Source organism: Streptomyces sp. NPDC002044 (assembly GCF_040296725.1).
In the GTDB taxonomy this organism is placed as follows: Bacteria; Actinomycetota; Actinomycetes; order Streptomycetales; family Streptomycetaceae; genus Streptomyces; species Streptomyces antarcticus.
This window is the reverse complement of the sequence record NZ_JBEOXU010000176.1, coordinates 1-11,062: the sequence shown is the minus strand read 5'-3', so window position 1 is coordinate 11,062 and position 11,062 is coordinate 1. Positions and strand designations below refer to the sequence as shown.

The window sequence follows — 11,062 nt, the reverse complement described above, 5'->3', positions numbered from 1 at the left end:
GCCGCCACCACCATCAACTGCCCCATCGGCACCGTCCGCTCCCGCGTAGCCCGCGCCCGCACCACCCTCATCACCCTCCTCACCGACACCACACCCACGACACCCACGACACGTCCCCTCCCCCACGGCCGCCAGCCCGACCGGACGACACCGGGCGCAGCGCTCGTGGCCTCGGTCGCCTGACCCCCCGAGCGTGACGCGGGCGGGGAACGGCGGGCGGCCCAGCCCCCGTTCCCCGCCCCTCCCGCTGACGGAATGCCTGCGTCCGCGGACGAGGGCCCGGCACACTGCGTGGACGTCTGTCCGGTGGCTCACGCCCCCCATCTCCAGGAGCAGCCGTGTCGTCTCAGGAGATCGACCTCACGCTCACCCCCGAACAGGCCGCCCACGGGGTGATCCTGCCGGTCACCCTGTCCACGGGGCCCGCCCGCCTGCGCGTCCCGTCCTGCCGGGACGGCGAGCTGGTCCGGACGCGTCTGGGCGACCAGGAGGTCCTGCTGCGGATCAGGGTGTCCCGCCCCACGCCCCCGGCCCCGCCGCCACCCCCGCCCGTGGCGGCGTCCCCCTGGGTGGCCTCCGTTCCGGCAGCACGGCCGCCGGCGGCCCCGGCGGCCCCACCGGCCCCGGCCCGCTCCGGCCGGGCCGGCTGCCTGGTGGCGGTCGGACTCGTCGCGGCCGTGCTCGTCGGCTTCGTCCTGTTCGGGAACGACAACGACGCCGACACCGACACCGGCCGGGCCGCCGCTTCCGCGACGCCCACCCCGTCGGCGAGCCCCTGGCCGACGTACCCGTCCACCACCCCCTCCGCCGCTCCCGACGGCCTCTCGCCCGAGCCCGCGGCCACCACCCCGGCCGCCCCGCCCCCGACCCCGTTCGACAAGGGCACCTGCCTCAACGGCACCCTGCCGGACTCGACGACGGCGCAGCGCGTCGACAACGTCGAGGAGGTCGCGTGCTCGGCCTCCGACGCGCACTACCGGGTCATCGAGAGCATCCCGATGACCTCCGACATGAGCCGCTGCGACGACAACCCGAAGACGGAGTACGCCTTCTCCTACCGCTACACCCTCAACGGATCCGTCATCAACCAGTACGTGTACTGCCTGATCGGCCTGGGCTCGTACGCCCGCTGACCACCACCCCGCGGCCCGGTCCCCAGCCGCCCGTCACACCCGGCGGGAACCCGGCGGGCCGCCGGGGGTCGGCGGGTAGCCGGGTCGCGCCGGTATCCGGGGCAGCGCGGGGGCTGCCGAGGGCGGGGGCGGGAGCGGTGGCAGGGCCGGCTCGTACAGCCAGGCGGCGAACAGGTCGTCCATCGGCTCGGCCGCGTAGCGGGACACGTGGGCGGTGAATCCGGCGGTGGTCACCACGCCGTGGCGGTGCACGGTGGCCCACTCGCGCAGCATGCGGAAGAACGCCTCGTCGCCCAGCGCGCAGCGGACCGCGTGCACCGTGAGGCCGCCGCGCTGGTAGAGCCGGTCGTCGAACATCAGCTTGCGGCCCGGGTCCGCCAGCCGCAGGTCCTGGGGCTGGAGGGACAGCAGCCGGTGGGCGGTGGACGCCAGCTCGTGGGCGGTGCGGCTGCCCGAGCGCTCCGACCAGAGCCACTCCGCGTACTTCGCGAACCCCTCGTTCAGCCAGATGTGGCGCCAGTCGGCGATGGTCACGCTGTTGCCGAACCACTGGTGCGCGAGCTCGTGGGCGATCAGCCGCTCCGAGCCGCGGACGCCGTCGACGTGGTTGGCGCCGAACAGGGAGAGCCCCTGGGCTTCGACCGGGACGTCGAGCTCCTCGTCGGCGACGACGACGGCGTACTCCCCGAAGGGGTAGGGGCCGAAGATCTCCTCGAACAGCCGCATCATGGCGGGCTGGCGGGCGAAGTCGCGCGAGAAGCGGGGCAGCAGGTGCGCCGGGACGTGGCCGCTCTGCGGCACCCCGCCGAGCCCCGGCTCGCCGAGCAGCACCGTCTGGTACAGGCCGATGGACAGACCGACCAGGTAGCTGGAGGTCGGCGCGGACTGCTCGTACACCCAGGTGGTCGTGCTGGCCCGCGTGGTGCGGGTGAGCAGCCGGCCGCCCGCCACCACGGTGTAGGGGGACGGCGTGTTGACCGAGATCTGGTACGACGCCTTGTCCGCGGGCCGGTCGTTGCACGGGTACCAGGAGGGCGCGCCGACCGGCTGGCTGGCCACCAGCGCGCCGTCGGTGAGTTCCTCCCAGCCGATGCCGCCCCACGGGCTGCGCACGGGCTTGGGGTTGCCCGCCCACTGCACCTCCACGGTGAAGGCGGCGCCGGCGGGCAGTGGCTTGGCGGGCCGGACGCGGAGCTTGCCGCCCCGGTGGGCGTAGTGCGGGGCCCGGCCGTTCACCAGGACCCGGCCGACCCTGAACTCGGCCAGGTTGAGGTGGAACTCGATGAGCGGCGCCCGGCCGGCGATGGCACTGAGCCGGGCCGTGCCGGCGAGCCGGTTGGGGCCGGGCCGGTACTCCAGAGCGAGTTCGTACCGGTGCACGCGGTAACGGGGGTCGCCGTTGGCCGGAAAATACGGGTCCGATGCCGCTGTCTTCTGGCCGCTCACTGCCGCTTCCGCTCCCTGCGCTGTGCTCGTACGTCGTGCCGGTGTGCCCTGGTCGCCGCTGCCGTGCCCGGACTCCGCCGGCCGCCCGGGTGCGGGGCCCGGGCCGTACCGGAACGGGTCCGGGACCGCCCCGGGGCCGCCCTTCAGGACCGCCACGCCTCGATCGGATTGCCCAGCCAGCGGGTGTCGGCGGGGACGGATTCCCCGGCCATCACGAGAGAGGCGGGACCCAGGGTGCTGCGGGCCCCGATGGTACTCCCGGGCAGGACGATTCCGCCCGGGCCCAGGGTGGCGCCCTCGCGGAGGACCACAGTATCCGTCCTCAAGATCCGGTCGTGGAAGAGGTGCGTCTGGAGCACACAGCCCCGGTTCACGCTGACCGCGTCGCCCAGCTCGACCAGGTCCGTTTCGGGCAGCCAGTAGCTCTCGCACCAGACGCCCCGGCCGATCCGTCCCCCGAGCCCGCGCAGCCACAGGGCCAGCAGGGGGGTGCCGGGCACCGCTCCGACCAGCCACGGCACGGCCAGGACCTCGACGAAGGTGTCGGCGAGTTCGTTGCGCCACACGAAGCCGCTCCACAGCGGGTGCTCCCCGGCCCGGTGCCGTCCCACCAGCAGCCACTTCGCGGCCACCGAGACCCCGCACGCGGCGAAGCCCGCGGCCAGCAGAACCGCCCCGGACAGCAGGGCGGTCACCCAGCTGCCCGGGCCCGCCGTGATGAGCGCGCAGAGCGCCGCCGCCGTCAGGACGGCCAGCGCGGCCGAGCAGAACACCGGGACGAGCCGGCACAGCTCCACCAGGCCGCGCGCCCACAGCAGCCGCGCGGGCGGGTCGTAGGTGCGGCTCTGGTCGGAGTCCGCGGCGGAGCGCGGCAGCCGCACCGGCGGCAGGCCCAGGTACGAGCTGCCCTTCTTGGCCTTCTTCGGAGTCGCGGACAGGACGCCGACCAGCCCGCCGTCGGGCACGCTGCGGCCCGGCGCGGTCATCCCGGAGTTGCCGAGGAACGCGCGGCGGCCGATCTCGGAGTGTCCGATCCGCATCCAGCCTCCGCCCAGTTCGTAGGGGGCGGTCAGGGTGTCGTCGGCGAGGAACGCCCCCTCGCCGACGGTGGTCAGGCTCGGCAGCGCGAGCACGGTCGACACCTCCGCACCCCGGCCGATCTTCATGCCGAGCAGCCGGAGCCACACCGGGGTGATCAGGCCGGCATACAGCGGGAAGAGGGTCTCCCGGGACAGGTCCATCAGCTGGGTGACGGTCCAGGCCTGCCAGCCGATCCGGCTGTGCGTGGGGTGGACCCCCGTGCGCAGCCCGAGGCTGAGCAGGCGTACGGAGACCAGCAGCAGCAGCGCGTACGCGAGCCCGAAGGCGAGCGCCCCGGGCACGACGGCGAGCAGCGCTCCGCGCAGGGCCACGCCGAGCCCGGCTCCGGCGGGCACGAACCGGCTCACCACGAGCAGGGCGGGCAGGGCGGCGAGCACGGGCAGGGAGGTGAGGCAGAAGCCCGTCACCCCGTACACGGCGCGCCAGTGGAGCGGCCGCGGCGGCCGTCCGTCGGGCCAGTTGTGCTTGGCCTTGCCGAGCTTGCCGGCCGGTGCCCCGGCCCAGCGCTGGCCGGTCGGCACCTGTCCGACGACGGCGGAGCCGGGGGCCACCTCGGCCCGCTTGCCGACGCGCGCGCCGGGGAAGAGGATGCCGCGGGTACCGACCACCGCGCCGGCGCCGACCTTGACGGGGCCGATCACGAGCCGGTCCCCGTCGAGCCAGTGCCCGGAGAGGTCCACCTCGGACTCCACCGCGCAGCCGCGGCCGAGCTTGAGCATGCCCGTGACCGGCGGCAGCGAGTGCAGGTCCACCTCGGGGCCGACCTTGGCGCCCAGCGCGCGGGCGTAGCGCTCCAGCCAGGAGCCGGTGAGGGAGGTCGCGCGGACGCACTCGGCCAGTCGCTCGGCCGTCCACAGCCGCAGGTGGACGCTTCCCCCGCGCGGGTGGCGTCCCGCCTTCACCCCGCGCAGCAGCAGGCGGGCGCCGCCGGCCGCGATGGCGAGGCGGCCGGGCGGGCTGTACAGCAGCGCCGCGCCGGCGGCGACCAGCCACCAGGAGGCGGTCGGCGCCCAGGGGTAGGCCCCGAACGTGTGCAGGACGTTGCCGAGGGCCAGCAGCGCCACGGTCCAGCGCAGGCCGACCAGGGTGTACAGCGGGAGCAGCAGGAGCGACTGCACCACCTGGGACCGCAGCGGTACGGGCGCGACGGTCCGGGCGGCGCCGTCGTCCTGTACGGACTTCTCCAGCCGCCGGGCCAGCTTGCGCAGGGTGGGCTGCTGGTAGATGTCGAGGACGGCCGCGCTCGGGTAGCGGGTGCGCAGCCGGGTGGTGAGCTGGGCGGCGGCGAGGCTGCTGCCGCCGATGGCGAAGAAGTCGTCGGCGGGGCCCGTGACGGCCACGCCGAGGGTCTCGCTCCACTGCTCGGCGAGCCAGGCCTCGGTGCCGTACAGCTGCTCGGTGGGGCCGGTGGTCTCCAGGTCGGGCAGCGGCCAGGGCAGCGCGTCCCGGTCCACCTTGCCGGAGGTACGGGTCGGCAGCTCGGCGACGGGGGCGAGCAGCGGCACGAGGGCCGCGGGCAGTTCGGCGCGCAGTCGCGTCACGGCCGCCGCGTGGTCCCAGCCCTCCTGGGTGACGAGGTAGCCGACGAGCAGCTGGTTGCCGCTGCGGGCCGTACGGACGGCGGCCGCCGCGCCGGCGACGCCGGGCAGGGACTGCAGGGCGGCGTCCACCTCGCCCAGCTCGATCCGGCGGCCGCCGAGCTTGATCTGCTCGTCGCCGCGGCCGAGGAAGACCAGCCCTTCCGGTTCCGCGCGGACCAGGTCGCCGCTGCGGTAGGCGCGCTCCCAGCCGAGGGATTCCAGCGGGGCGTACTTCTCGGCGTCCTTGGCGGGGTCGAGGTAGCGGGCGAGGCCGACGCCGCCGATCACGAGCTGGCCGCTGCCTCCCATCGGTACCGGTTCGCCGGACTCGTCGACCACGGCCAGCTCCCAGCCGTTCAGCGGGAGGCCGATCCTGATCGGTTCCTCGCCGGTGAGGAGCGAGGCGCAGGCGACGACGGTGGCCTCGGTGGGGCCGTAGGTGTTCCAGACCTCGCGGCCCTCGGTGACCAGGCGCTGGGTCAGCTCGGGCGGGCAGGCTTCGCCGCCGAAGATCAGCAGCCGGACCTCGCCGAGGTCATCGGGCTCCCACAGGGCGGCCAGGGTCGGCACGGTGGAGACCACGGTGATCTCCTGGTCCACGAGCCAGGGGCCGAGGTCGGCGCCGCTGCGCACCTGCGCGCGGGGTACGGGCACCAGGCAGGCGCCGTGGCGCCAGGCCAGCCACATCTCCTCGCAGGAGGCGTCGAAGGCGACGGAGAGGCCCGCCATGACCCGGTCGCCGGGGCCGATCGGCTCCTCGGCGAGGAACAGGGCGGCCTCGGCGTCCACGAAGGCGGCGGCGCTGCGGTGGCTGACGGCGACGCCCTTGGGCTTGCCGGTGGAGCCGGAGGTGAAGATGATCCAGGCGTCGTGCCCGGGCCCGGGCCGCGCGTCCACGGCGGGGACGGGGACGGGAGCCGGGGCGGTGGCGTCCGCGGGGGCGGTGACGTCGATGCGGCCCGCGGCGCCCAGCACCGCCCGTACCCCGGCCTCGCCGAAGACCAGCTCGGCCCGCTCGTCCGGGTCCTCGGCGTCGACCGGCACGTAGGCGGCGCCCGCGGCGAGGACGGCGAGGACCGCCGTGTACAGCTCGTTCGTCCCGGACGGCACGCGGACGCCGACCCGGTCGCCGAGCCGGACCCCGGCGGCCGCCAGGGCGCGCCGGCGGCGCTCGACCTCGACGGCGAGCGCCCGGTAGGTCAGCTGCTCGGTGCCGTCGTCGAGGGCCGGCTCGTCGGGGTGGCACCGCACGGAGTCCTCGAAGACGTCGACGAGGGTGCGCGGCGGGGCGGCGGGCCCGGCCCAGAAGCGGGCGGACTTGCCGGACTCCTCGTGCGGCTGCGCCGTCCCCGGCCGCGTACGGCCGGCGTCGGGCGCCCTCGTGTGTACGGGGTCGGGCGCCCGCGTAGGTACGGCGTCGGGCAGTTCTCGGCGGTCGGGCCCGGGCGTCTGCGCGCCGTCGGCCCCCAGGGTGTCCGTGTCCGTACGGTCGACCCCGTGCGTTTCCACGCTGTCGAGCAGGGCGGGTTCACCGCGCTCTGGTGTGGCTGCCATCGGCCCTCGCGTCTCGTTCCCGGAGTCGGTCCGGGTCGCCGTCGGAGCCCGGGTCTGCCCAGGTTGTTCCGGTTCATCGCCAAACAACCCGTCAGTCTAGTGCGCCATCAAGAATCTTCCGGTTGAAGTCTTGCCGGTGGCCGGGAGGGAACGGTATGCCGTCGCCTGCGGTCCGACGGTGTACGCGGGCGGGGACACGCGGCGCATCGCTCCGCGAAACGGGCGGCGGCTGGTGGAATGCCTTCCTCAGCGGGCCGGACGGAGGAACGGGGTGACGAGGGCGTCGTGGCGGAGCCGAACGGGCTGGAGGGGCGCCTGCGCGCCGCGGAAGAGGCGCTCGAACGGATCGGGACGTCCGACGACGAGCGGGAGACCTGCCGGGAGCTGGCCGGTTTCGTGTTCCGCACGCTGTGCGACGCCGTCGCCGTGGACCTGGTCGTCCCCGGCCCGGGCGTCGGCCGCGTGGCCCTGGTCGGCGCCCGCGACCTGCTGCCGGTGGACCCGCCGCCCGCGGACCCGGACGGAGCGGCGGCCGCGGGCACGGGCCGTTCCGCGCGGGTGTGGACCGGGCGCACCGCCGGCGGCGGGAGCGCGTACTGCGTCTCGGTGCCCCTGACCGGCCGGGGCGAGGTCCACGGAACGCTCCTCGCCGTGCGGGCCCGCGAGGGGTTCGGCCGCCACGAGACGGCCGCGCTGCTCTTCGCGGCGAAGATCGCGGGCATCCAGGTCGGGCACGCGAGGCGGCTGGCGGCGACCGAGCGGACGGCCCTGGAACTCCAGCGGGCCCTGGTCGCCGAACCGGGGCGTCCGCACCCGAACGTGGAGATCGCCAGCCGGTACCTGCCCGCCGGTGCGCGGGCCCTCGTGGGCGGGGACTGGTTCGAGACCGTGCGCCTGCACTTCGGCCGCACCCTGCTCGTGATCGGCGACGTCATGGGACACGGATTGGACGCCGCCGTGGACATGAACGCCTACCGCGCCACCCTGCGCGAGGTCGCCGCCACCGATCTCGCACCGCACCGGGTGCTGGGCCGGCTGGACGCCCTGGCCGCGGCCGACGGGACCCGGCGCCCGGCGACGTGCCTGCTCGTACGGATCGACCCGGCCCGCGGCAAGGCCGACTACGCCAGCGCGGGACATCTGCCGCCCGCCGTCTTCACCGGGGACGGCCGGGGCGAGTTGCTGGACGTACCCGTGGGTCCGCCGCTGGGCACGGGGTTCGGGGGGTACGACGCCTACACCCGGCCGATCGCGGCCGACCACACGCTGGTGCTGTACACGGACGGGCTGGTCGAACGCCGGGGCGAGGACATCGACGCCTCGCTGGCCCGGCTCGCCGCCCTGCGGATGCCCGCCGGGGCGGCGCCGGCCGAGGTGGTGGACGCCGTGTGCCGGGACCTCGACGCGGCGCACGCCGAGGACGACGTCGCGGTGCTCGCCGCCCGGCTCCGTCCCCGGCCGGCCCCCGCGCCGCCCGCCGCACCTCCGGCGCCGCCAGGGCCGCCCGCGCCGCCCGCCGGGGAGTGAGCCGGGGCGTTCAGCGCGGCGGAGCCGGGACGTGCAGGACCCTGGCGGTGAACGCCGCCAGGCGCGCCCGGATCTCCTCGCGCGTCCGACCCTCGTGGCCGACGAGGTGTTCGACCAGGTCGGCGCGGGTGGCGGCGAGCAGGGCGTGCGCGGTGAAGTCGCTGTCGGCCAGGCCCGGAACGCGGTCGAGCGCGTCACGGAGCGTGCCGTGCCAGAGGGCGTAGTGCCCGGCGGCGTAGGGGCTGTCGCCGCCGGTGCCCTCCAGAGCCAGCGCCAGGTGGCGGTGGTCGAGCTTGAAGCACAGGACCGCGTCGAGGAGGGCCGGTACCCGCTCGGACGGCGGAGTGGAGGGCCCCAGGGGCGGCGGTCCCTCCTCCGCCGCACGTCTGACGGGTGCGAGCCGCGCCTCGTACAGCGCGTGGATCAGGCCCGTACGGTCGCCGAAGCCGCGGAAGAGCGTCGCCTTGCCGACGCCCGCGGCGGCGGCGATGTCGGCCATGGTGACGGCCGCGGGGCTCTCGCAGCGGGCGAACAGCGCGTCGGCGGCCGCGAGGACGGCCTCCCGGTTGCGGGCGGCGTCCGCACGCGGCTTGCGTTCGGTCATGCGGTACCTCCGATTGCTAAACGGACCACGGGTCCGTATGGTCGGTCCCATGAAACGGACCGACGGTCCGTATCGTACGGGAGGGAGCATTCCATGACCACGAACACCGCGCCCGCGGACGTGTACCGCCGCGGCCTGCGGCTCCTGCTGGACAAGAACATCCCCGGCTGGATCGACCTGTGGCACGAGGACGGGATCCTCGAGTTCCCCTTCGCCCCGGAAGGCTGGCCGCAGCGGCTGGAGGGCCGGGCGGCCGTCGCCGCGTACCTGCGCGGCTACCCCGAGCACATAGACCTCCACGCCTTCCCGCACGTCGAGATCCACCAGACCCTCGCCCCGCGGACCATCGTGGTGGAGATGCGCGGCGTGGGCCGCCTCGTGGAAACCGGCGGCCCCTTCGACATGTCCTACATCGCCGTCGTCACCGTCGAGGACGGCCTCATCACCCACTACCGCGACTACTGGAACCCGCTCGCCCTCCAGGACCCCGCCACCCACTTCGCCGGGAGCGTCCGATGACCGCCTCCACCTCGGGGTCCGCGCCCTCGGCTTCGGCCTCTGCCTCTGCCTCCGCCTCTGCCGAGAGGTTCACCCTGGTCATCGGGGCCACCGGCACCACCGGGAGCCGGGTCGCCGCCCGGCTGGCCGCCGCGGGCCGGCGCGTCAGGGCCGCGGGCCGGCGCGCCACCCCCGTGGCCGGCGCCCTGCCCGTGCGGTTCGACTGGGACGACCCCGCGTCCCACGCGGGCGCCCTCGACGCGGTGGACCGCGTCTACCTCGTCCCGCCGGCCGGATCCCCGCACCCGGCGGCCGTCATGCTGCCGTTCCTCGAGCGGGCCCGCGCCGCCGGCGTCACCCGCGCGGTGCTGCTCAGCTCCTCGGCGATCCCCGCCGGCGGGCCCGCCGTGGGGCAGGTGCACCAGGCCCTGCCCGGACTGTTCCCCCACTGGGCGGTCCTGCGCCCCTCGTGGTTCATGCAGAACTTCACCGGGGACCACGCCCACGCCCGGACCGTCCGCGCGGACGGCACCATCCGCACGGCGGCCGGCGCGGGCCGCGTCGGCTTCGTCGACGCCGACGACATCGCCGCCGTCGCCGTCCACGCGCTGACGGCCGCGCGGGCACCGGACACCGACCTGGTCCTCACCGGGCCGCAGGCGTTGAGCTACGACGACGTCGCCGCCGTCCTGTCCGAGGTCACCGGCCGGACCGTCACCCACCAGCGGCTCTCGTACGAGCAGATGCGCCGGCGCCTGGCGGCCGACATGCCCGACGGCTTCGCCGCGATGCTCGCCGGCCTGGACCGGTCGATCGCCGAGGGCGCCGAGGACCGCACCACCGACACCGTCCAGCGCCTGACGGGGCGCCCGCCTGGAAGCTTCCGCGCCTTCGCCGAAAGGGAATTGACAAGCAGTCAGGCACGGTGACGGCCCGCCCCGATGCAGGGCCCGCGGGCCCCGAGGTGCCGACTTCCACGGGCGCGACTAGCCTTTGTGAGTGAGAGCCGCGATTGCGGAGCACGCCCGCGGTTGCCGAGGTTCCCGCAATCCGGGAACCGAGGTTCCGCGACCCGCCTCCGAACGCGCGTGGCCCACGGCCGCGCCACGGGGGATGCGTGCCTCCACTCGCACGCAACGCGGCACCGCACACGACCCGCGCCGCACATTTCGTCTGCGGCCGCGGCCGCCCCCTCATGCCCCGGAGAGGTGCTCGGGAGGGTGGAAGGAAGGGCTATTCCATGCATGCACAGAGAGCGAAGCGTCTTTTCGTGGTCTCCGCCGCCGGTCTCCTCATGGCTGGTGGCGTGGCGCTCGGCACGGCAGGCACGGCCTCGGCGGCGACTCCCACAGCTGCCGTCAGTTACCTCAACGGCGGCGGCTGCGGTGACGATGACGACTACGGCGGCCACGGCGGCTGGTACGACAACAGCGGCTGGGACGACGACGACGATGACTACGGATACGGAGGAGGCCACGGCTGGGGTGGCCACTGACCCGGCCCTCTGAACGCGCGGTGGGGGGGGCCCCCCGGGGCCCGCCCCCGCCCCCGGGGGCCCCCCCCCCCCCCCCGGGGCGGCCGGGGGCCCCCAAGGGGGGGGGGTAGATGGGGGGTGTTTT

The 11,062-nt window shown here is 75.3% G+C and carries 8 protein-coding genes and 1 pseudogene; 6 read left to right on the top strand and 3 right to left on the bottom strand.

All coding sequences use genetic code 11. The features are described from left to right. Both ABT106_RS28295 and ABT106_RS28290 read left to right on the top strand, forming a co-directional pair. Positions 1 to 183 (top strand): annotated as a pseudogene (locus ABT106_RS28295) (sigma-70 family RNA polymerase sigma factor); the annotation flags it as partial. Between the two features lie 155 nt (positions 184 to 338). Then, the gene (locus tag ABT106_RS28290; protein WP_351282855.1) at positions 339 to 1,133 is read left to right on the top strand and encodes an LppU/SCO3897 family protein; all 795 of its coding nucleotides are present in this window, start codon (positions 339 to 341) and stop codon (positions 1,131 to 1,133) included. Positions 1,134 to 1,166: 33 nt separating this feature from the next. On the opposite strand, the gene ABT106_RS28285 is transcribed toward ABT106_RS28290, so the two are convergent. Together ABT106_RS28285 and ABT106_RS28280 are read right to left on the bottom strand one after the other, a co-directional pair. After that, a complete protein-coding gene (locus tag ABT106_RS28285; RefSeq protein WP_351282852.1) occupies positions 1,167 to 2,579 on the bottom strand; it encodes a M1 family metallopeptidase in 1,413 nt (470 codons plus the stop codon). 143 nt (positions 2,580 to 2,722) lie between these two features. Next, positions 2,723 to 6,814 carry a Pls/PosA family non-ribosomal peptide synthetase gene (locus tag ABT106_RS28280; RefSeq protein WP_351282850.1) on the bottom strand — a complete coding sequence of 1,364 codons (4,092 nt, stop codon included), beginning with the start codon at positions 6,812 to 6,814 and terminating at the stop codon, positions 2,723 to 2,725. A 285-nt stretch (positions 6,815 to 7,099) separates the two neighbouring features. On the opposite strand from ABT106_RS28280, the gene ABT106_RS28275 reads away from it, so the two are divergent. After that, on the top strand, positions 7,100 to 8,341 hold the full coding sequence (locus ABT106_RS28275) for a PP2C family protein-serine/threonine phosphatase (protein ID WP_351282848.1): 1,242 nt from the start codon (positions 7,100 to 7,102) through the stop codon (positions 8,339 to 8,341). A gap of 10 nt (positions 8,342 to 8,351) precedes the next feature. Here the strand turns inward: ABT106_RS28275 and ABT106_RS28270 are convergent, their stop codons facing one another. Beyond that, positions 8,352 to 8,945: a TetR/AcrR family transcriptional regulator gene (locus tag ABT106_RS28270; protein ID WP_351282845.1), complete on the bottom strand. Its 594-nt coding sequence runs from the start codon at positions 8,943 to 8,945 to the stop codon at positions 8,352 to 8,354. Positions 8,946 to 9,038: 93 nt separating this feature from the next. Between ABT106_RS28270 and ABT106_RS28265 the strand changes: the two genes are divergently transcribed. The 3 genes from ABT106_RS28265 (at position 9,039) to ABT106_RS28255 (ending at position 10,938) form a co-directional block, all read left to right on the top strand. Next, positions 9,039 to 9,464 (top strand): nuclear transport factor 2 family protein, encoded by a 426-nt coding sequence (locus tag ABT106_RS28265; protein WP_351282842.1) that lies wholly within the window; start codon positions 9,039 to 9,041, stop codon positions 9,462 to 9,464. Further along, positions 9,461 to 10,372: an NmrA family NAD(P)-binding protein gene (locus ABT106_RS28260; RefSeq protein WP_351282840.1), complete on the top strand. Its 912-nt coding sequence runs from the start codon at positions 9,461 to 9,463 to the stop codon at positions 10,370 to 10,372. The genes ABT106_RS28265 and ABT106_RS28260 overlap by 4 nt, the downstream gene beginning before the upstream one ends. 311 nt (positions 10,373 to 10,683) lie before the next feature. After that, positions 10,684 to 10,938: a hypothetical protein gene (locus ABT106_RS28255; RefSeq protein WP_351282838.1), complete on the top strand. Its 255-nt coding sequence runs from the start codon at positions 10,684 to 10,686 to the stop codon at positions 10,936 to 10,938. The last annotated feature ends 124 nt before the right edge of the window (positions 10,939 to 11,062 follow it).

What these genes read in the sequence shown, in the direction of transcription:
- ABT106_RS28280 (WP_351282850.1), bottom strand. Translation starts at nt 6,814, where the DNA reads ATGGCAGCCACACCAGAGCGCGGTGAACCCGCCCTGCTCGACAGCGTG.
- ABT106_RS28270 (WP_351282845.1), bottom strand. Translation starts at nt 8,945, where the DNA reads ATGACCGAACGCAAGCCGCGTGCGGACGCCGCCCGCAACCGGGAGGCC.
- ABT106_RS28265 (WP_351282842.1), top strand. Translation starts at nt 9,039, where the DNA reads ATGACCACGAACACCGCGCCCGCGGACGTGTACCGCCGCGGCCTGCGG.
- ABT106_RS28260 (WP_351282840.1), top strand. Translation starts at nt 9,461, where the DNA reads ATGACCGCCTCCACCTCGGGGTCCGCGCCCTCGGCTTCGGCCTCTGCC.
- ABT106_RS28255 (WP_351282838.1), top strand. Translation starts at nt 10,684, where the DNA reads ATGCATGCACAGAGAGCGAAGCGTCTTTTCGTGGTCTCCGCCGCCGGT.